General features: G+C 36.9%; 19 protein-coding genes, 1 tRNA gene and 1 other RNA gene. 5 read left to right on the forward strand and 16 right to left on the reverse strand.

The annotated features are described in order from the left end of the window. Nucleotides 1-42: 42 nt before the first annotated feature. The 4 genes from AB3U99_RS19080 to AB3U99_RS19095 all read left to right on the forward strand — a co-directional run bounded on the left by AB3U99_RS19080 (nt 43) and on the right by AB3U99_RS19095 (nt 3,280). Nucleotides 43-189, forward strand: a complete 147-nt coding sequence (locus AB3U99_RS19080; protein ID WP_400243230.1) for a hypothetical protein — start codon at nt 43-45, stop codon at nt 187-189. Between the two features lie 122 nt (nt 190-311). Beyond that, nucleotides 312-1,490: a tyrosine-type recombinase/integrase gene (locus tag AB3U99_RS19085; protein ID WP_400243232.1), complete on the forward strand. Its 1,179-nt coding sequence runs from the start codon at nt 312-314 to the stop codon at nt 1,488-1,490. Between the two features lie 17 nt (nt 1,491-1,507). Continuing rightward, nucleotides 1,508-1,972 carry a helix-turn-helix domain-containing protein gene (locus AB3U99_RS19090; protein ID WP_400243234.1) on the forward strand — a complete coding sequence of 155 codons (465 nt, stop codon included), beginning with the start codon at nt 1,508-1,510 and terminating at the stop codon, nt 1,970-1,972. Between the two features lie 144 nt (nt 1,973-2,116). Beyond that, nucleotides 2,117-3,280, forward strand: coding sequence for a tyrosine-type recombinase/integrase (locus AB3U99_RS19095; protein WP_400243236.1), 1,164 nt, complete (start codon nt 2,117-2,119; stop codon nt 3,278-3,280). A 145-nt stretch (nt 3,281-3,425) separates the two neighbouring features. Here the strand turns inward: AB3U99_RS19095 and ssrA are convergent. The 12 genes from ssrA to AB3U99_RS19155 form a co-directional block, all read right to left on the reverse strand. Next, nucleotides 3,426-3,784: a transfer-messenger RNA gene (gene ssrA / locus AB3U99_RS19100) on the reverse strand. A gap of 164 nt (nt 3,785-3,948) precedes the next feature. Continuing rightward, nucleotides 3,949-4,416 (reverse strand): SsrA-binding protein SmpB, encoded by a 468-nt coding sequence (gene smpB / locus AB3U99_RS19105; protein WP_312092652.1) that lies wholly within the window; start codon nt 4,414-4,416, stop codon nt 3,949-3,951. A 119-nt stretch (nt 4,417-4,535) separates the two neighbouring features. Continuing rightward, on the reverse strand, nt 4,536-6,833 hold the full coding sequence (gene rnr / locus AB3U99_RS19110) for a ribonuclease R (protein WP_400248121.1): 2,298 nt from the start codon (nt 6,831-6,833) through the stop codon (nt 4,536-4,538). Nucleotides 6,834-6,899: 66 nt separating this feature from the next. Beyond that, nucleotides 6,900-7,643, reverse strand: coding sequence for an alpha/beta hydrolase (locus AB3U99_RS19115; protein ID WP_400243239.1), 744 nt, complete (start codon nt 7,641-7,643; stop codon nt 6,900-6,902). A 251-nt stretch (nt 7,644-7,894) separates the two neighbouring features. After that, nucleotides 7,895-8,128: a preprotein translocase subunit SecG gene (gene secG, locus AB3U99_RS19120; RefSeq protein ID WP_031540682.1), complete on the reverse strand. Its 234-nt coding sequence runs from the start codon at nt 8,126-8,128 to the stop codon at nt 7,895-7,897. A 1,347-nt stretch (nt 8,129-9,475) separates the two neighbouring features. Next, nucleotides 9,476-10,771, reverse strand: coding sequence for a phosphopyruvate hydratase (eno, locus tag AB3U99_RS19125; RefSeq protein WP_031540681.1), 1,296 nt, complete (start codon nt 10,769-10,771; stop codon nt 9,476-9,478). 28 nt (nt 10,772-10,799) lie between these two features. Then, nucleotides 10,800-12,335, reverse strand: coding sequence for a 2,3-bisphosphoglycerate-independent phosphoglycerate mutase (gene gpmI, locus AB3U99_RS19130; RefSeq protein WP_400243240.1), 1,536 nt, complete (start codon nt 12,333-12,335; stop codon nt 10,800-10,802). Then, entirely contained in the window at nt 12,328-13,089 is a 762-nt protein-coding gene (gene tpiA, locus AB3U99_RS19135) for a triose-phosphate isomerase (protein WP_400243242.1), read from the reverse strand. Before tpiA ends, gpmI begins: the two co-directional genes overlap by 8 nt. 34 nt (nt 13,090-13,123) lie before the next feature. Beyond that, nucleotides 13,124-14,308 (reverse strand): phosphoglycerate kinase, encoded by a 1,185-nt coding sequence (locus AB3U99_RS19140; protein WP_400243244.1) that lies wholly within the window; start codon nt 14,306-14,308, stop codon nt 13,124-13,126. Between the two features lie 112 nt (nt 14,309-14,420). After that, the gene (gene gap, locus AB3U99_RS19145) at nt 14,421-15,431 is read right to left on the reverse strand and encodes a type I glyceraldehyde-3-phosphate dehydrogenase (RefSeq protein WP_400243245.1); all 1,011 of its coding nucleotides are present in this window, start codon (nt 15,429-15,431) and stop codon (nt 14,421-14,423) included. 54 nt (nt 15,432-15,485) lie between these two features. Further along, entirely contained in the window at nt 15,486-16,502 is a 1,017-nt protein-coding gene (locus AB3U99_RS19150; RefSeq protein ID WP_400243246.1) for a sugar-binding transcriptional regulator, read from the reverse strand. Nucleotides 16,503-17,112: 610 nt separating this feature from the next. Beyond that, nucleotides 17,113-17,184, reverse strand: a tRNA-Arg gene (locus AB3U99_RS19155). Nucleotides 17,185-17,865: 681 nt separating this feature from the next. On the opposite strand from AB3U99_RS19155, the gene clpP reads away from it, so the two are divergent. Further along, entirely contained in the window at nt 17,866-18,471 is a 606-nt protein-coding gene (clpP, locus tag AB3U99_RS19160; protein ID WP_400243247.1) for an ATP-dependent Clp endopeptidase proteolytic subunit ClpP, read from the forward strand. A 374-nt stretch (nt 18,472-18,845) separates the two neighbouring features. Here the strand turns inward: clpP and AB3U99_RS19165 are convergent, their stop codons facing one another. The 4 genes from AB3U99_RS19165 to rapZ all read right to left on the reverse strand — a co-directional run bounded on the left by AB3U99_RS19165 (nt 18,846) and on the right by rapZ (nt 22,092). Then, nucleotides 18,846-19,094: an HPr family phosphocarrier protein gene (locus AB3U99_RS19165; protein ID WP_400243249.1), complete on the reverse strand. Its 249-nt coding sequence runs from the start codon at nt 19,092-19,094 to the stop codon at nt 18,846-18,848. 173 nt (nt 19,095-19,267) lie between these two features. Next, nucleotides 19,268-20,212 (reverse strand): DNA-binding protein WhiA, encoded by a 945-nt coding sequence (gene whiA / locus AB3U99_RS19170; protein WP_031540673.1) that lies wholly within the window; start codon nt 20,210-20,212, stop codon nt 19,268-19,270. Between the two features lie 36 nt (nt 20,213-20,248). Next, nucleotides 20,249-21,214, reverse strand: coding sequence for a uridine diphosphate-N-acetylglucosamine-binding protein YvcK (locus AB3U99_RS19175; RefSeq protein WP_400243250.1), 966 nt, complete (start codon nt 21,212-21,214; stop codon nt 20,249-20,251). Then, nucleotides 21,211-22,092 (reverse strand): RNase adapter RapZ, encoded by an 882-nt coding sequence (gene rapZ, locus AB3U99_RS19180; protein ID WP_400243251.1) that lies wholly within the window; start codon nt 22,090-22,092, stop codon nt 21,211-21,213. Before rapZ ends, AB3U99_RS19175 begins: the two co-directional genes overlap by 4 nt. Between the last annotated feature and the right edge of the window lie 16 nt (nt 22,093-22,108).

A 22,108-nucleotide genomic window follows, 5' to 3' on the forward strand; every position in this document is an offset into this window, starting at 1 on the left:
CTAGATAATTAATGTTCTAGCAGGAGAAAGGAGGAACTTCAGATGCAATCAAATGATTTAGAAGAAAATGAGCAATGGATGGATTTAAAAACGGCTGCAAAGTATTTAAATGTGTCATATAAGTCGCTGAGGAGCTTTCGAGCAATGGGCCTCGAGGTAGCAGAAATTGGTCGTATTAAACGCGTATAGAAAACGGCATTAGACGAATTCATGAAGCAATATAGTTTTTAAAAAGATCAATGAGAGGTTCTCTTATTTTTAAAGATAATCCTCTCCATCACTAAAAATTAAATTTCAGGAGGGCATTTCATATGCAAAACACTTCAAAGAAGTATCAACAAATTAAACCTTATCAATTAAAAAATGGGACAACATTATTCCGATTCACGATTTATCTTGGAATAAATCCACTAACAGGAAAAGAAGAAACTGTGACTCGCAGTAAATTTAAAACGGTTAAACAAGCAGAGCTAGCCATTGAAAAACTAAAGTTTGAATTTAGCAATGGTTTAAATCCAGCTAAAATGCTAAAAACATATAACCAGGCTTATGAGCAATGGATCAAATCATATCAGGTTTCAGGTATCGTTATGAGTACTTTTTCAAAGACAGAAAGTTATTTTGAAAATCATATTTTACCTTTCTTTGGTGAAAAGAAATTAGCAAAAATTAACGTTGCAATGTGTGAGCAATTCGCATTCGGACTTTCGAAAAAATTAAAGTACTTTCATCACATTATTAATTACGCTTCGGATGTAATGGATAAGGCTGTTTGTTTGGGATATATTCATTCAAATCCATTCAAATTAGCATCAATTCCAAAAGAAGCTCCACATCAACAAAATGATAATTATCTTGAAGTAGAAGATTTCAAAAAATTGTTACACGTTTTACCTGAGTTAGAATTAAAAAAGCAATGTTTATTACGGCTCCTTATGTTCACTGGAATGCGTAAAGGGGAACTATTGGTGTTAACCTGGTCAGATGTAGATTTCGATCATAAGTTACTTTCTATCCATGCTGCATATTCATATTCCAAATATAACGAAGGGCAAAACATCGGTCTAACTAAAGGAAAACTTAGTCACATTATTCCTTTAGATCCGACAACTATGAATATGCTTAAAGAATGGAAGGAAGTCCAAAAACAACAATTAACTCAATTAGGTTTAACACGTAAGACCGATAATGAACAATTTATTTTCAATAACTCGGTAAACAATCTTCTAAAATCAAGTTACCCTAATGATTATTTAAATGAAGCTATCCAAAAAGCGAATATTAAATACATTACAGTACACGGCTTACGTCATACACATGTAACACACTTGGTTGAAGCTAGTGCAGATTTTTTTGGTATTCAGAATCGTGTGGGGCATTTAATTAAAAATACTGCAACTCATAAATTTTATTCTCATGCAACTATGAAAATTAAGTTAAATACACTGCAATGTCTACTAGATTACTATAAAGAGTTTGATATCGAATAAACAGGAGGAAATTATAAATGGATCACTTAATGTCATTAAAAGAAGCTGCAGAAAAATGGAATGTTACAGAACGTACAGTACGCAAGTGGTGTATGAACGATACAATTAACGCTGTAAATATTGATGGAACTTGGATCGTTATTAGTAATCAAGAAACACCTATTCAGAATCTTGGTGAATTTAAAGTTTTTGGCTTAGCTAATGCAGTGAAAAATTTCAATAGTTATTATGATATCGCTCGTATTTACTTTGATCATGACAATCATTTCGTATGGACATCTTTTTTTACAAATGAAGATGAAATGCATTTTTACAATCATATTTCAGCAGTTGAAATCTACAATAAAGTTTTCCATGAGGATTTTCGTCGACAAGTTACAGAGGAACAAATTTTGATGTTATGTTACGACGAATATCTCGCTAAAGAATTTACTTCCTTCGATGATTTGCAAGACTATACGCCACCGTACTTGATTGAATAACGGTTTTCAGACGTAATAGAGTTTAATAACTCTGTTACGTCTTTTGTTTTCTAATTTGCTAAAGTCCTTCTTATTCACTAAACTAAAAGTGTAGTACAAGATACTACTTCCTTTAGTCTCCGTAAGCAAGAACTGGAGGAAAACATGGTAAATATTAAAACCTACAAGCTACAAAATGATGCAATCCGATATAAATTCCACATTTACATCGGTACAGATCCATTGACAGGCAAAGAAAAAACAACGACTCGCAGCGGATTTAAAACCAAAAAAGAAGCAAAAGAGGCTTATTATGAGCTGCAACAAGAAATCAAGAATGGCACGTTTGGCAAGGTTTCTAAAGACACATACCAAGAGGTTTACGAGCTGTGGATGGAACACTACGAAAATACTGTTGAGGATAGCACTCTCTTAAAAACCAAACGTATTTTTCAAAATCATATTTTGCCTACCTTTGGGTCATATCGTATTGCCAAGATCGATGCAGCGATTTGCCAAAAACACGTTAATCAATGGGCCAAAAAGTTAAAGCGTTTTAAGATGGTGAAAAACTACGCTGCTCTTGTTATGAAGTTTGCTATTAAACATAGCATCATTGATAAAAACCCTTTTGATTTAGTTGAACTGCCTATCATCAAAAAGACGATTTCTCTTGAAGATGATGATGATGAATTTGAAAACTTTTATTCCCGAGAGCAATTAGTCCATTTTTTAAATTGTTTACAGCAAGAAACTAACTTGAAGAAACAGGTCGTATTTCGATTATTAGCCTTTTCTGGAATGCGTAAAGGAGAAGTTTTTGCCTTGAAATGGAAGGATATCGACTTTGATACGTTGGAAATCCGTATTACAAAGGCTGTGAAACGTGGAGAAAACGGGCTTTATCTTGGTACAACTAAAAACGGTAAACCTCGCACAATTAAATTGGATCCAGAAACAGTCGATTTTTTAAAAAAGTGGCGCACTGAACAAGATAACATCTTTTCAGCGAAAAAAATCAATACGAAAACGAAGCAACAATTAGTGTTCTCTAATACTTTTAACGTTTTGCAGGATCCAAACAAGACCGTTCAGTGGCTTTCTAGTTTCATTAAAAAACATCAGCTAGAACCCATTACAACGCATGGCCTTCGACACACTCATTGCTCCTTACTATTCGAAGCCGGAGCATCCATTAAAGAAGTGCAGTATCGATTAGGTCATAACGATGTCAAAACAACACTCGAAATTTATGCACACGTTACTCGAAAAGCGAAAGCCGGAACAATTGATAAATTCACTGCCTTTCTAAATGATGAATCCGATTAAATTCTAACAAAGGATTAACAAAGGTTAATAAGGTTTTTAATAAGGATTCAATGCAATTCAGTACAACTCAAAGGCAATAAAAAAGTGCCACAAGCGTTGTTATATCAACGTTTATGACACTCAGTGAAATCCAGGGGATTTCTATGTATGGAGACGGTGGGAGTCGAACCCACGTCCAGAAACATCGGCACTTAAGCTTCTACGAGTGTAGTCAACATATTCGCATTTCGCTTATTCTTCTGCCTGTTGACAGGCGCCCGATAAGCTAGTCTGGTTGTTCTCTTCCTTCTTCCTCAGACGGTGGAATCCGGAGTAGCCCACTCAGTTTGAGTCCCTGACCCTACCACATGGGCGATGGAGGGAGGAACCGCTAAGCGCTATTAAGCAGCTAAAGCGAAGTTGTTTTGTTGTTTGCCAGTTATAGGCTTTGACGTTTTAACGAGGCCGATCCCCTCGACTCGCAACCTAAGCTCGAACTATCCCTGTCGAATCCGTAGCGTCCCCATATAAGGAATAAAATCAAGTAATAGTTACATTACAAGATTCCCGCTTTAATAGAAAAGCGTAACGTTTCGGAAGCTCTGAAATAGGAGCTTAAAGTTATGTTGTCTTATCGACATAACTTATTATAACATAACTATAGCGTATTTCAATTGTAAAGTTTTGGATTACATTTTTTGCCTTTCACGTAAAGCACGTTCGATGCTGCGATTTGCTTCTTTACGTTTCAAGGTTTCACGCTTGTCATAGTTCTTTTTACCCTTACCTAAACCAATCAAAACCTTTGCAAAACCATTTTTAAAATAAATCTTTAATGGGACTAAAGCATAACCTACTTCTTTTGTATCACCAATTAATTTATTAATTTGCTTTCGATGTAATAGAAGCTTTCTTGTTCTTAAAGGATCATGATTATAACGATTTCCTTGCTCATATGGACTAATATGCATACCTAGCAGGAATACTTCTCCATTAATAATGCGCGCATATGATTCCTTTAAGTTTACTCTACCAGCACGAATTGCTTTGATTTCTGTTCCTTGAAGAACAATCCCTGCCTCGTAAGTCTCCTCGATAAAGTAATCATGATTTGCTTTTTTATTCTGTGCAACTAATTTCCCTTCACCTTTTGGCATGTCTCTTCCCCCTACTCTGCCAATAATTTTAACAAAAGAATGTCTATTATTCAAACATCCCCTGCATGTGGTTTCTTTTTTAAAAGGAACCACATGCATAAAATGTACCTATTTAGCCGTTAACGCTTCTTTTTCTTTCTCTTTGCTTTTGGTGCATTCTCGAAGTGTTTTCTATCATTCTTTCCTTTTCGTCGGGATTCTCCAGGTTTTCCTTTACGATCCGTATCTCTATCTCTATCTGATTTACCTTTGCGCGGTGCACGAGAGACACTACCAGTGGAGAATACCTTGCCGTCTTTCTTTGGATCTCTGCGGCGTGTTCCCTTCATGCCGACAATTTCAAAGTCGATTGCACGTTCATCTTTATTTACATTTACGACACGCACCGTAATTTCGTCTCCAATACGGAAGACTTTTCCGGTTCTTTCGCCAATCATTGCAAAATGACGTTCATCATAACGATAGTAGTCATCGGTCATATAGCTGACATGGACAAGTCCTTCGATTGTATTTGTAAGCTCTACAAACATTCCAAAATTCGTAACGGAGCTAATAATACCATCATATTCCTCACCAATTTTATCAAGCATGTACTCTGATTTCTTCAACTCATCTGTTTCACGCTCAGCTTCTACCGATCTTCTTTCCATACTAGAAGAGTGCTCTGCTATTTCTGTTAAGCGGCTATTCCATTTTTCTTGTGTCGTGGAACTGATATCTCCTTCAATTAAATACGTACGAATCAAACGGTGTACGATTAAATCTGGATAGCGTCTAATAGGTGAAGTAAAATGCGTATAGAATTCCGTTGATAGACCAAAATGCCCTAGGCTCTCAGGGTAGTACTTCGCCTGTTGCATGGAACGCAGCATTACCGTAGAAATAACCATCTCTTCAGGGGTCCCCTGAACTTCTTCAATTATTTCTTGTAACGCTCTAGGATGTACAGAATTTGCAGTCCCCTTTACAATATAGCCAAAGTTTGTAATAAACTCGAAGAATCTTCTTAGTTTTTCTTCTTTTGGATCTTCGTGAATACGGTAGATAAACGGAACCTGCATCCAATGGAAATGTTCTGCAACTGTTTCATTAGCAACTAGCATAAACTCTTCTATCAGTTTTTCCGCAACAGAACGTTCTCGTAAAATAACATCCTGTGGCTTTCCATCCTCATCCACAAGGACCTTTGATTCTTTAAAGTCAAAGTCAATGGCACCACGGGTCATACGTTTTTTACGAAGGATTGCCGCAAGCTCTTCCATACGCTCAAACATTGGCACAAGTCCTTCATATTTGGCTCTCAATTCTTCATCTTTTTCATGTAATATGGAATTCACATCTGCATAAGTCATGCGCTCTGTTGTCTTAATAACACTTTGAAAAATTTCATGCTTCACTACTTCACCATCTGGCGTAATTTCCATCTCACAGGAAAGAGTCAAGCGATCTACTTTAGGATTTAAGGAACATATTCCATTAGATAAACGATGTGGAATCATTGGAATCACTCGGTCTACTAAGTAAACACTCGTTCCTCTCTCCTCTGCTTCTACATCAATAGGAGTATTTTCTGTTACATAGTAAGTAACATCTGCAATATGAACCCCTAGTTTATAATGACCGTTTTCTAAAATAGTAACAGTAACCGCATCATCCAAATCTTTTGCGTCTGCACCATCAATAGTGACAATTGTTTCATTACGCAAATCTCGTCTGTTTGCAATTTCCTTTTCATCTATCGTATCTGGAGCATTATTCGCTTGATCTAGTACATTTTCCGGGAAAGCTAGTGGTAATCCATGCTTATGTATTACCGATAAAATATCAACACCTGGGTCATTCTTATGTCCTAGTATTTTGATAACTTCCCCTTCTGCATTCTTTCTGCCTTCTGGATAGGAAGTTAGTTTAACAACTACTTTATGCCCTTCGATAGCCCCTTTTGTACTGCCTCTTGGGATAAAAATATCGGTTGCGATCTTTTTATCATCAGGTATCACAAAGCCAAAATGCTTACTTTCCGAATAGGTACCAACTATTTGCTGTACGCCTCTTTCAATAATCCGGACGATTGTACCTTCTCTTCTTTGACCAGAGCTCTCAGAAGTTACCCGTGCTAAAACAATATCTCCATTTAACGCTGTTTTTACTTCATTTGGGGGAATAAAGATATCATCCATGCCTTGTTCTTCTGGAATAACAAACGCAAACCCTTTTGCATGACCTGCAAGTTTTCCTCGAATAAGATTCATTTTTTCCGGTAAACCGTAACGATTGCTTCTTGTACGAACAACAAGTCCCTTCTCTTCCATCTGAACAAGCGCCTTCACGAAGTCTTTAAAGTGAGAAGAATCCTCTATTCCAAAAGCCTCTTCTAATTCTTGTACTGTTAATGGTTTATAGGCTTCATCTTTCATATAGGTTAATAACTTCTCGACATTTTCCTTGATTATATCTTCCAAACAAAAAACCTCCTTTGCTTCTCATTCTTTCCAATCTAGTTTTTCTAAAAACTGATAGAAATCTTCAAAAACCTGTTCCTTCTCTTTATCATGTGTAATAACATGAGTTGAGTTTTCATACCATTTGATGTCTTTGTGAATCGATTCCACTTCTTCATAAATAATATTAGCACTATTTGTATCAATCATTTGATCATGTCTTGCTTGGATAACAAAAACTGGTGAATAAATAAGGTCAACAGATTCTCTTACTTCTTTTATAAGATTTTGTAATTCTTTCAATGTATGCATTGGTTTAAATTGAGCCATTTCCTGCTCAATTACTTCTTCTGATTTCTTCTCACGTTGCTTATAACTGCGGGCGTATTCGAGCACTCCTTCATACATTACTTCTTCACTCTTAATATACATCGGAGCGCACATTGTTACGATACCCTTTACAGGTACAGTGTAACCTAATTTAAGGGAAAATACCCCTCCTAAGGACAGTCCTCCAACGGCAATTTCTTCATATCCCATATCTTTTAAATGCTGATAAGCTTCCGTTACATCCTTCCACCAATCTTTCGGTCCAGATTCGACTAATTCCTCTGGCGGAACACCATGACCTTTATATAAAGGAACATAACATGTATACCCCTTTGTATTTAAATATCTACCTAGCAAACGCACATCAGATGTATTCCCTGTAAAGCCATGCAATAACAGCACAGCACGATTATTATCTCCTTTAAAGGTTAATGGTTTCTGTTCTACTATTTTCATTTGATAGCGCTCCTTTGCCTTATTATTTTCTCCTTCATCCTTATATATAATTAAAATTACGATGTTTGTTAGAAAAAGTACTATTCATCTATTGTAGTAAAAAAGAAATGGAAGAATCCAGTAATATGATTAACCTTTATTAATGGTCGTTCCTTCTTTTTTATCAACACTTATGTATGAACCAACTTGTTTTCCGAAAAAAAACCTGACCTTTCTTGGCCAGGTTTTTTTATCTATACCGAACTTCGTTATTATAGATCAAAATAACTAACTGCAATCGTTAAAACAAAGAATAGGATTGCTAAAACGATTGTTGCATTGTGAAGGATTAATTCTAAACCACGTGCTTTTTGCTTACCAAATAACTGCTCTGCACCACCAGAAATGGCTCCAGATAGTCCAGCACTCTTACCATTTTGAAGAAGTACTACTACGATTAATGCAATCGCAACGATAATCAATAAAGTAATCAAAACTGTGTGTATCATATCAAACACCTCCATTAAAACCAACCTACATTAGTTTAAATGTATCATATTTTATGTTTTGTCACAATAGTATGTCGCGTCTTTGTCATAATAATTAGTAGAATACATATTTTGATGGTGGAATATGAGAGGACTTTCTTAATGAAGGGATAATTTTGATCGTTTTTTGTCTGGTTATGTGGGAATGATGATAAAGCAGATCTGTTATCTTTTCTTGCTTCCTCTGTTAATGGCGGGCACAGAGAACGCTTCTCTATTACCTTTGCTTCCTTTTTTCCTCCTCTCGGGCACAGAGAACGCTTCTCTGTTACCTTTGCTCCCTTTTTTCCTCCTCTCGGGCACAAAGAACGCTCCTCTGTTACCTTCGCTTCCTTTTTTTCTTCCTCTCGGGCACAGACAGCGCTTCTCTGTTACCTTCGCTTCCTTTTTTTCCTCCTCTCGGGCACAGAGAACGCTTCTCTATTACCTTCGCTTCCTTTTTTTCTTCCTCTCGGGCACAGACAGCGCTTCTCTGTTACCTTCGCTTCCTTTTTTTCCTCCTCTCGGGCACAGAGAACGCTTCTCTATTACCTTTGCTCGCTTTTTTTCCTCCTCTTGGGCACAGAGAACGCTCCTCTGTTACCTTCGCTTCCTTTTTTTCTTCCTCTCGGGCACAGACAGCGCTTCTCTGTTACCTTCGCTTCCTTTTTTTCCTCCTCTCGGGCACAGAGAACGCTTCTCTATTACCTTCGCTCGCTTTTTTTCCTCCTCTCGGGCACAGAGAGCGCTTCTCTGTTACCTTTGCTTCCTTTTTTTCTTCCTCTCGGGCACAGAGAACGCTTCTCTATTACCTTTGCTCGCTTTTTTTCCTCCTCTCGGGCACAGAGAACGCTTCTCTATTACCTTTGCTCGCTTTTTTTCTTCCTCTCGGGCACAGAGAACGCTTCTCTATTACCTTCGCTTCCTTTTTTTCCTCCTCTTGGGCACAGAGAACGCTCCTCTGTTACCTTCGCTCGCTTTTTTTCTTCCTCTAGGGCACAGAGAACGCTCCTCTGTTACCTTCACTCGCTTTTTTTCTTCCTCTCGGGCACAGAGAACGCTTCTCTGTTACCTTTGCTTCCTTTTTTTCTTCCTCCTGGTCACAGAGAAAGTCTCTCTGTTACTTTTTCCCGCTTTTCCTCTTACAAGGGGGGGCACTGACTTCTAACACAAATTCTCTGCTACCATTCTTTCTCTCATATTGCTTTAGTTTGAAAAGTCCCACCTTATTCTCCCTTCCATCTTTCAAAATAAAAAAGCACCCTAGCTTATAGGAAAGCTCCTAATGCTAGAGTGCTTATCAAGTTAAGGCAAACTTAACTTCAATTATTTCTTAAGATTGTAGAAAGATTTAAGACCATCGTATACTGCTAACTCGCCAAGCTCGTCTTCGATGCGAAGAAGTTGGTTGTATTTTGCAATACGGTCTGTACGTGACATAGAACCAGTTTTGATTTGACCAGCGTTTGTAGCAACAGCGATGTCAGCGATTGTAGCATCTTCTGTTTCACCAGAACGGTGAGAAACTACAGCTGTGTAACCAGCACGTTTAGCCATTTCGATAGCTTCGAAAGTTTCAGTTAAAGTACCAATTTGGTTAACTTTGATAAGGATTGAGTTAGCAATACCTTTTTCGATACCTTCAGCTAATTTTTTAGTGTTTGTAACGAATAAATCATCACCAACTAATTGTACTTTAGAACCGATACGGTCAGTTAATAATTTGTGGCCTTCCCAGTCGTTTTCATCTAATCCATCTTCAATAGATAGGATTGGGAATTCGTTAACTAACTCTTCGTAGAAAGATACTAGTTCTTCAGAAGTTAAACCATTACGGCCTTCTCCAGCAAGATCATATTTTCCAGTTTCTTTGTTAAAGAATTCAGAAGAAGCAACGTCCATTCCTAAGAATACATCTTTACCTGGCTCATAACCAGCTTTTTTGATTGCTTCGATGATTACTTCTAATGCTTCACGGTTAGAACCAAGGTTTGGAGCGAATCCACCTTCATCACCTACAGCAGTGTTTAAACCTTTTGCATGTAAAACAGCTTTTAATGCATGGAATACTTCAGCACCCATACGTAGAGCTTCTTTGAAAGTTGGAGCTCCTACTGGTAAGATCATGAATTCTTGGAAATCCACATTGTTATCAGCATGTGAACCACCGTTGATGATGTTCATCATTGGAGTTGGTAATTGTTTTGCATTGAATCCACCAAGGTAACGGTATAATGGTAAACCTACTACTTCAGCAGCAGCATGTGCAGCAGCCATAGATACACCAAGGATTGCGTTAGCACCTAATTTACCTTTGTTTTCAGTACCATCAAGTTCGATCATCGCTCTATCGATTCCAACTTGATCAGTAACGTCCATACCGATAATTGCTTCAGCAATTACTTCGTTAACGTTTTCTACTGCTTTAAGAACACCTTTACCAAGGTAACGAGATTTGTCACCATCACGTAATTCAACTGCTTCGTATTCACCAGTTGAAGCACCAGATGGAACTAGTGCACGACCGAAGAAACCTGATTCAGTTAATACTTCTACTTCTACTGTTGGGTTACCGCGTGAGTCTAATACTTCACGAGCATAAACTTGTTGAATATAAGGCATAATTATTCTCTCCTTTTAATTTAAAAACTTATTTTTTAATAATAGATATTCCAGTCATTTCTGCTGGTTTATCAATTCCTAATAAATCTAACATAGTAGGAGCAAGATCTCCTAAAATACCATCTGTACGTAACTCAGCGTTCTTATCTGTTACGATTACAGGAACTGGATTTGTTGTATGTGCTGTCATTGGTGTTCCATCAAGTGTTACCACTTCATCAGAATTACCATGGTCAGCTGTAATAATTGCTTTACCACCTTTTTGTTCAATTAAAGTGATAATTTTCCCTAAACATTCATCCACTGTTTCAATCGCTTTGATCGTTGGTTCAAGCATTCCCGAGTGCCCAACCATATCAGGGTTAGCGAAGTTTAGAATAATTGCATCAAAATTATCTGCTTCAATTTCCTTCAATAGTGCATCTGTTACTTCATATGCACTCATTTCAGGTTGTAAATCATAGGTTGCCACTTTTGGTGAATTGATTAAGATACGCTTTTCACCAGGGAACTCTGCTTCACGACCACCGCTCATAAAGAAAGTAACATGTGGATACTTTTCTGTTTCAGCTATGCGAAGCTGCGTTAATCCTTTTTGTGAAAGAACTTCACCTAATGTGTTATCCAAGTTTGTTGGCTTGAATGCAACATACCCATTTACTGTTTCACTAAAATGAGTTAAACATACAAAGTAAAGATTTTTTGGATGTTTTTCTCCACGATCAAATGAACGGAAGTCCTCATTCGTGAACGTATTAGATATTTGAATTGCACGGTCAGGGCGGAAATTATAGAAAATAACAGCATCTTCATCTTTAATTGTCGCAACTGGCTCACCGTTCTCTTTTGTGATAACAGATGGAAGTACGAACTCATCAAAGATTCCGTTATTGTAATTATCCTCTACTACTTGTAATGGATCAGAGTATGCTGGTCCATCGCCATATACCATAGCACGGTAAGATTTTTCTACACGATCCCAACGTTTGTCTCTATCCATTGAATAGTAACGTCCAGAAATGGTAGCAAATTCACCAACACCGTATTCAGCCATTTTTTCTTGTGTAGCTTTAATGTATTTTTCAGCAGTCTTTTGACCGACGTCTCGACCATCTAAGATACCGTGAATATATACATTTTCAATTCCTTCTTCTTTTGCTAGACGAAGAAGTGCATACATATGTTCAATATGGCTATGAACTCCACCATCGGATAATAATCCAAATAAATGTAGATTTTTGCCTTTTTCTTTTACATGCTTCATTGCATTAACGAAGGTTTCATTTTTGTTAAATTCGCCTTCTCTAATCGAAACATTTACTCTTGTTAAACTTTGATATACGATCCGGCCGGCACCGATATTCAAATGTCCAACTTCAGAGTTACCCATTTGTCCTTCTGGAAGACCAACAGCTTCACCACTAGCCACTAAAGTAGCATGAGGGTAAGAGTTCCAATATTTATCGAAATTAGGCTTATTTGCTTGTGCTACTGCATTTCCCATGCGTTCGCTTCTTAAAGCAAAACCATCTAAAATGATTAAAGCTACTGGAGATTTACTCATTCTTACCTGCCTCCAATAAAGCTAAAAAGCTTTGAGCTTCTAGGCTAGCTCCACCTACTAATGCTCCATCAATATCTGGCTGTGCCATATATTCTTTAATGTTTTCAGGCTTTACGCTACCGCCGTATTGAATGCGGATGTGTTCAGCAACTTCTGGAGAGAATTGTTCACTTACTACCTTACGAATATGTGCACATACTTCGTTCGCATCAGCAGAAGTAGAAGATTTGCCAGTTCCGATTGCCCAGATTGGCTCATATGCAACAACTGTTGCTTTCGCTTGATCTGGTGTTAAACCGTTAAGTGCTTTTGTTACTTGAGATGCAACGAAATCATTTGTTTCGCCGTTTTCTCTTTGCTCAAGTGTTTCACCACAGCAAACGATTGGAGTTAAGCCATTTTCAAAAGCAGCAAGTGTCTTTTTGTTAACAGACTTATCTGTTTCGTTAAAGAACTCACGACGTTCAGAATGACCAAGCACTACATATTTAGCACCGATATTTTCTAATGCAACTGGGCTGATTTCGCCAGTGAATGCACCATTTTTTTCGAAATGCATGTTTTGAGCTCCGATTTTCACATCTGTGCCATCAGTTAATTCTACTAATTGTCCTAAAAACAACGCAGGAGCACATACAACTGTATCCACTTTTTCACTTGATGGAACAGAAGCTTTTACTTCTTGAATGAACTCAGTCGCTTCAGGAAGCGTTTTGTTCATTTTCCAGTTACCCGCAATAATTGGCTTGCGCATTGTTTACATCCTTTCATGCATATCTATAAAGATATTATTTGTCGTTTAAAGCCACTACACCTGGAAGTTCTTTACCTTCCATAAATTCTAATGAAGCACCGCCGCCAGTAGAAATATGACTCATTTTATCAGCTAAATCGAATTTTTCAACTGCTGCTGCAGAATCTCCACCACCGATTACGGAATATGTATCTTGAGATTCAGCAAGCGCTTCTGCTACTGCTTTTGTACCTTTAGCGAATTCATCTAATTCAAAAACACCCATTGGTCCGTTCCAAATTACTAATTTAGAACTCTTAATAACATCTGCATAGATTTCACATGTTTTAGGACCAATATCTAATGCTTCCCAATCTGCTGGGATTTCTTCAATAGAAACTGTTTTGATGTTAGCATCGTTAGAGAAATCATCTGCAACTGTAACATCAACAGGCATATAGAACTTAACGCCTTTTTCTTTTGCTTTTTCCATATAAGATTTAGCAAGATCAATTTTATCTTCTTCTAATAAGGATTGACCGACTTCATGACCAAGTGCTTTAACGAAAGTATAAGCTAAGCCTCCGCCAATGATTAAGTTATCAACTTTATCAAGAAGGTTTTCGATTACGCCAATTTTATCCTTAACTTTTGCTCCACCAATAATAGCGGTGAATGGGCGATCAGGATTTGATAAAGCTTTGCCGAGAACATCTAATTCTTTTTGCATTAATAAACCAGATACTGCTGGAATACGATGAGCAATTCCTTCTGTTGAAGCGTGTGCACGGTGTGCAGCACCAAATGCATCATTTACAAATACATCTGCAAGCTCTGCATATTGTTTTGCTAATTCTGCATCATTTTTTTCTTCACCAGCATTGAAACGTACGTTTTCAAGAAGGATTACATCTCCTTCTGATAACTTGCTGATTTGTGCTTTAACAGCTTCACCATATGACTCATCTGCTTTAGCAACTTCTTTGCCTAGTAATTCAGAAAGACGTTTTGCTACAGGAGTTAAACGTAACTCTTCTACTACTTCGCCGTTTGGACGTCCTAAGTGGCTTGCAAGAATAACAATTGCACCATTTTCCATTAATTCTTTAATGGTTGGAAGCGCAGCTTGAATTCTTGTTTCGTCAGTGATTTGTTGATCCTTCATTGGTACGTTAAAGTCAACGCGAACGAAAGCTTTTTTCCCTTTTAAATCGATATCACGAATTGTTTTCTTGTTCATTAAAGGTACCCTCCACTGCATATTTTTAAAATAGCGGAAACAAAGTTGTTTCCGCTGTTAGATTAAAGGGGGTGCTTATTAACTCGCACATATTTCCATTTGAAAAGGGAAATTATTTTGTTGCAAGTTGTGCAAAGTGCTTAACAGTTCTAACTAATTGGTTAGTGTAAGACATTTCGTTGTCATACCAAGCAACTGTTTTAACAAGTTGTTGATCACCAACTGTGATAACTTTTGTTTGTGTTGCATCAAATAATGAACCGTAGCTAATTCCGATAATGTCAGAAGAAACAAGCTCATCTTCCGTATAACCGAAAGATTCGTTAGCAGCTTCTTTCATTGCAGCATTAACTTCTTCAACTGTTACCTTTTTATCAAGAACAGTAACAAGCTCAGTTAAAGAACCAGTTTTAACTGGAACACGTTGAGCTGCACCATCTAATTTACCTTGAAGTTCAGGTAATACTAAACCGATTGCTTTAGCTGCACCAGTTGAGTTTGGAATAATGTTTTCAGCAGCTGCACGTGCACGACGGAAGTCACCTTTTGGATGTGGAGCATCTAAAGTATTTTGGTCGCCAGTGTAAGCATGAATTGTAGTCATTAAACCAGATACGATACCATATTTGTTTTGAAGAACTTGTGCCATTGGAGCAAGACAGTTAGTAGTACAAGAAGCACCAGAGATAACTGTTTCAGTTCCATCAAGAATTTCATGGTTTACATTGTAAACAACTGTTTTCATTTCGCCAGTAGCTGGAGCAGAGATTACTACATTTTTAGCACCTGCTTGAATGTGAGCTTCCGCACTTTCTTTTGTTGTGAAGAAACCAGTAGATTCGATAACTGTATCTACACCAAGTTCTCCCCATTTAAGGTCAGCTGGGTTTCTTTCAGCAGTTGTAACTACTTTTTGACCGTTTACTAAGAAATAACCTTCGTGAACCTCAATCTCACCTTGGAAAGTTCCTTGAGATGAATCATATTTTAAAAGATGTGCTAGCATTTTAGTATCAGTTAAATCATTGATTGCAACCACTTCTAATTCTGGGTTTTCCATGATTTTTCTGAATGCTAAACGTCCGATACGTCCAAAACCGTTAATACCTACTTTTACTGTCATTGTAAATTTCCTCCTCTAATTTTAAGAGTATTAAATATATAAAGGGATTTCCCATTATATCAACTTTTTTGCGGCGCCTTCATCTGTTATTAAAATAGTTGAAGTTGGCGCTTCTTTTAAATAAGCACGTATAGCCTTTGATTTAGATGCTCCACCAGCTACGGCAATAATATTAGGTACGGAAGATAAGTCTTCTAGTCTAAGGCCAATTGTTTGGACCTTATGAACAACCTCTCCCTCTTCATTGAAGTAATACCCAAATGCCTCGCCAACAGCTTCTGCATTCTTAATCTTTTCTAAATCCCTTTTACTTGTACTTCTACGATTCGCCATCGTAAGCGCCTCGCCTATACCGTGAACTAAAAGGTTTGCTGAACGTATAAGTTTTAATACTTCACTTATACGAGGATCGTTGGAAATGCTTTTATACATCTCTTCACTGACCTCATCTGGAGCATATAAAACTCGATGTTTTGATGCAGTATGGTCTGCCATCATGGAACAAATTGTATTTGCCTGATTTTTGACATCTTCTCCTATTCCACCACGAGCAGGAACAAATAATAATTCGCCATCTGCAACACTTGGTGTTAGCGCCTCAGCAACAGAAGACATAGTAGTCCCACCAGTAACTGCGATGATATTATTTCCCTTTAGGAGAGATTTCATACAATTTGCTGTCGCAAGTCCTAATTCTTTTTTTACCCATGGAGAATGATCACTGTCTCCAGCTACAATAATCACTTGGTTAATGCCAAGTTTTCTTTGCAGTAGCTGCTCCATTTCGTTAATACCCGTTACTTCTCTCATTACACTAGAAAGACTTTCCAAAACTTCTTCCCCTATCGAAGTGACTGTCATGCCGATGTTTGAAATATGTATAAGCTGCTGATCTTTTAAAAACTCGACTTCACTTCTCAAGACTCTTTCGGTCAGTCCTAGGCTCACTGCCAGACTTCTTCTTCCGACAGGCTGCATATTCTTAATGTATTGCAGAATATAGTACCTTTTTTGCATAACTGTAAGTAAATCAGGTAATAATCTTTTTTGAATCTCAATAAATGAAACCATGCTTGATGCGCTCCTTCACTTACAGTGGTCGTCAGAAGTCCCGCATAGACATTTTGCGTCCCGGATACTACAAAAAAAATAACTTCCCTACTACAAGAACAATTCTAACACCAGTATAGTATGAATTCAACTGATATGTATCTATTTTTTGTAAAATTTGACGAAAAAGTGTCGTTCCTTCTTTTCTTACTATTTGGAAAAAATCAATTATTATCCTCCTAATTTTTAATTATTTTTTTGAAATAGAAAAATGGTTTTTAAATGACTATCTTACGAGAGCATTAGTAAGTAAGGAGGAGGTTTGATATATGAAAACTTTACATGAAAAGCTTTCTTAAATAGTGAGTCTTTATTGAAGGATAATAAGGTAGGAAGTTAAACGCAAAGCTTTTCACAAAGGAAAATCGAGATAATAAACATTAGATTCATTACTTAGTAATCATATTTTCCCGTTCCTTCAAGAGTTCCCACAATAAAGGAAAAGCATGAATAAATCTGAATTAGCAAACTTAATTATTATTAGACACTAATATAGTTCAAAATAAAAAGGTTTTTCTAAAGAATCGAATAATGTTCGAAACTTCAGAAAAACCTTTTTATCATTCATTAGCGCCCTCGGAGGGAATCGAACCCCCATTTTAAGAACCGGAATCTTACGTGCTATCCGTTGCACCACGAGGGCATAGTGTATAACTTACGTACCATTAAAGTTACGCCTTCATATTATAAGCGAAGTTACTATTTTATGCAATAGATGATGTTTAAAAATAGGAGCAATGGGTATCATGGAGAAAGGATTGTAGACGAAATAAAAGGATGGAATCAATTATACCTTTAAGTATCGACTTCCGAATTATAAAGGCTATTTTCTAAAAGATTGCTTTTAAAATTAGGCTCTGTTATTAATCATTGTTGATTTTAGTAGTATGTGTATTCATAGGCGGAGAATTTCCGGCTAAAGTATATAGAGTGAACATAAGTAGAAGATATAAGCGGAGATATTCCGATTATCTGCTGTAAATAAGACAAAATCCAAAGAATTGGATACAATAAACGGAAAAAACTCCTTTATATTTAAGGAAATATGCGTATTTCCCCATTTAAACGGAATTATACCGTTAATTTTTCAAACACGGCACAATTAACATTCCGTTATAACAGAACTTAAAATTAAAAACCAACTTTAGGAAAACAGCCATAAAAAAGATGTCGAATGATATTTTTGGGTATTTAGGCTTTAATGTTTGACCTTAATTGACCATCCGTGTATCATTAGGATTACATACAGTTTTGATGTTTTTCATCTTACTGAAGAAACAAATACTTATGGTTTTCGAACAGACATTATAAAGGAGGATTTTAAATGAACTTAATTCCTACAGTTATTGAGCAAACAAACAGAGGAGAACGTGCCTACGATATTTACTCTCGTTTATTAAAAGACCGTATTATTATGCTTGGTAGTGCTATTGATGATAATGTAGCTAACTCTATCGTATCACAGCTTTTATTCTTAGAAACCGAAAATCCTGAAAAAGATGTATCAATCTATATTAATAGTCCAGGCGGAAGCATCACTGCTGGTATGGCAATTTATGATACAATGCAATATATTAAACCAGATGTTCAAACTATTTGTATTGGTATGGCTGCTTCTATGGGTGCATTCTTACTTGCTGCTGGTACAAAAGGCAAGCGTTATGCCCTTCCAAACAGTGAAGTAATGATTCACCAACCACTTGGTGGAGCTCAAGGCCAAGCAACGGAAATCGAGATTGCTGCTAAACGTATTTTATTCTTAAGAGATAAGTTAAACGGTATTTTATCTGAGCGTACTGGTCAACCTATTGACATCATTGCAAGAGATACAGAACGCGACAACTTTATGACTGCAGATAGAGCAAAAGAATATGGTTTAGTAGACCATGTTATCAGCCGTAATCCTCTTGAAGACAAAAAAAATAAATAAACAATTATTAGCTAAAATATACTCAATAAAAAGGCTGTTCCAATGTATGGAACAGCCTTTTTTATATGAGGGCACTGAAAAAGTTCATGAAATGAGAAAAAGAAGTTAATCACCTACTATATACAGGTGGGTAACTTCTTCATATTGTATATATATTGATGAAATCCACATTACTTTCTCAGATTAATCACTTTTTCAGTGGCCTAAACGTGAGTTGTAAGGAGGCTTGGCGCTCGCCCCAGTGAGTCATGCGGTCACCTCGGAAAACAATTCCCACATCTAAGTTTAGAAAGAGGTTACTTTCAATCATCAATAGCTAACAGTTTTTCAGTGACATCTTTTATATAAGGAGAGTTTTTTATTTCTCAAAAGAATTACTTTAGCAATTCCCTCAGATTCTGAAGCGCTTCCACTTCGTCGCTGCCCTCAACAATAAGTTTAATTGTCGCCCCAGAATTTATTGCTAAGCCCATTATTCCCATAATGCTCTTTGCATTGACCTTCCTTCCATCTTTTTCAATAAATACTTCTGATAAATAATTACTTGCCTCCTGTACAAATAAAGCAGCAGGTCTCGCTTGAAGTCCCGCTTTTAGGCCAACTGTAATTTCTTGTTCCACCATCGAACTTCCTCCCCTTTAACAAAGTAGTAATATATCTATTATACAAGGAAAATAAGTTTTTTGCTCTATCCAAGGGAAATAATATTCAGTTTAAAGAAATTTTTCTGATAATAATGTTTGGCACAAAAAAATGGATAATATATATCCCTGTCTTGATATATTATCCATTTCTTTTATTTCACTGCTTCTCCACGACGAAGTGCATCTGCAATTTCATCAATTTTTCTTAATCGATGATTGATGCCAGATTTACTTATATTACCGGAAGATACCATTTCCCCTAATTCTTTTAAGGTTACATCTTGATATGCAACTCGCAGCTCTGCAATTTCTCTAAGCTTATCAGGAAGAATTTGCAGCCCAACTGTTTTATCAATAAAACGAATATTCTCGACTTGTCTTAATGCAGCCCCAATTGTCTTATTTAAATTGGCTGTTTCACAATTGACCAATCGATTAACGGAATTTCTCATATCTCTAACAATTCGTATGTCTTCAAAGCGTAGAAGTGCTCCATGTGCACCTATAATATTAAGAAATTCCGTTATTTTTTCCGCTTCCTTTAAATAAGCAATAAATCCTTTTTTTCTTTCTAATGTCTTACTTTTTAATCCAAAAGTATTCATTAAATCACTAAGGGCAATTATATGCTCCTTATACAAGGATGCGATTTCTAGATGATAGGAAGATGTTTCTGGATTATTTACAGAGCCTCCTGCTAAAAAGGCCCCTCTTAAGTAAGATCGTTTACAGCATTTCTTCTTAATTAGCTCTGGGGAGATTTCATGAGTAAACACAAAGCCTTCTTTAAGAATACTTAATTCCTCCAGCACTTCTTTACCATGATTAGAAATCCGCACAATATAAACATTGTTCTTTTTCAAGCGCATTTTTTTACGAACTAGTAACTCAACTGGGATGTCAAAATACCTTTTTATCAAGGTATATATCCTTCTAGCTATTGCCGCATTCTCTGTCTGTATATTTACTACTAGCCTCTGGTTAGAAAAGGAAAGTGTGCCGTTCATTTGTATCAGTGCTGATAATTCTGCTTTTCCACAGCAATTCTTGGCTTCGATTGTTGTCAATTCTTTTTTTGTTTCTGACGCAAAAGACATGTCCTTCCCCCCTTATTAGAAAAAAGCAGATGTTATTTAATCCATTTTTTCAATTATTGAATAAAGAATTTTCGCCACTTCTACTGTATTATGGCGAATAACACCTTGATCAAGCTTGATGATATCGCCAGCTATCACATCCAGGTCCATCCGTTCAAGCCGATTTACATCAAAAACCACAGGCTTTGCTTTCTCTTCATCATATCTTTGTTGCACACTTGCAGGGATATTCGTTTTGTTCACGATAATCGTGTCGATAAACGGTTTTTCAACATGTTCATATAACGCCTTCACATGATTACTTGCGGTATAATCTAACGTTTCTCCTGCTTGTGTCATTATATTGCATATATATACTTTTTTCGCTTTCGTTTCTAGCACTGCTTCTTTAATTTCTGTGACAACCAAATTCGGCAAGATACTTGTATATAAGCTTCCAGGACCAATCACAATTAGATCTGCTTGCTGGATAGCATGAATGGTTTCAGGAAGAGGTGCAGAATCTTCTGGAGTTAGAAATACTCTCTTTATTTTTTTCCCAGCCTTCGGAATGCTGGATTCTCCCACAACAACGGTCCCATCTTCCATTAATGCATTTAAGATAACACTATGACTTGTTGCAGGTAATACTTTACCACGAACATTAAGCACTTTGCTCATTTCTTGAATCGCATAGGTAAAATTACCAGTAATGGAAGTCATTGCAGCTAATATTAAATTGCCTAATGAATGCCCGTCTAAATCTTTACTATTGGTGAATCGATGCTGAAACATTTCCTCCACTAACGGCTCCACATCTGATAATGCTGCTAATACATTGCGAATATCTCCTGGAGCAGGGATATCAAGATCCTCTCTAAGTCTTCCAGAGCTTCCTCCATCATCGGCTACTGTTACGATTGCTGTTATATCTACGGGATATTTTTTCAATCCTCGCAAAAGTACAGAAAGGCCTGTTCCTCCCCCAATGATTACTATTCTTGGCTGTTCCTTTTCACTCATGCCTGTTGGTCCTTTCTCCTCTCCATATCACGGTGAGCAATAGCAATATTATATTCCTTTTCAAAATGATGTCCAATATATTCTGCTAATGCAACAGACCGGTGCTGACCCCCAGTGCAGCCAATCGCAATAACTAGCTGCGATTTTCCTTCTCTCTTATATTGGGGTAGCATAAACGTTAACAAATCAATTATTTTTTCTAAAAATTGACCTGTCTCTGTCCATTTCAACACATAACTAGATACCTCTACATCTAAACCAGTTTTCGGTCTCATATGCTCCACGTAATGAGGGTTTGGTAAAAAACGCACATCAAATACTAAATCTGCATCAATAGGAAGTCCATGCTTAAATCCAAAACTCATTACATTTACAGTAAAGATGGATTGTTTATTAATAGAGAACTCTTTTAAAATCTTTTCACGAAGTTCTCTAGGAGAGCTTTGCGATGTATTATAAATAATTTGAGCTCTCCCTTTTAACTCTTCTAACATTTCTCTTTCCAATTTAATTCCTTCTAAAGGAAGTCCAGACGGTGCAAGTGGATGAACTCTTCTAGTCTCCTTATATCTTCTAACTAGTGCGCTGTCATCAGCATCTAGAAAAAGGATTTTCGGTACAGCCCAGGAATTTGCTAAATCGTCTAGCGCAGTGAATAAATCATCAAAAAATTCTCTGCCTCTTAAATCCATCCCAAGAGCAACCTTATTCATCTTATTCTCAGACTCTTTCATAAGTTCAAGAAACTTAGGTAAAAGTGTAGGAGGTAGGTTATCTACACAAAAAAATCCTAAATCTTCAAAGCTTTGGATAACAACTGTCTTTCCTGCTCCTGACATTCCTGTGATGATTACGATTTGTGGCTCACTTGCACTCATTTTTTTTCCCCCTTTA

The organism is Niallia tiangongensis (assembly GCF_044704065.1).
Taxonomy (GTDB): Bacteria; Bacillota; Bacilli; order Bacillales; family Cytobacillaceae; genus Niallia; species Niallia tiangongensis.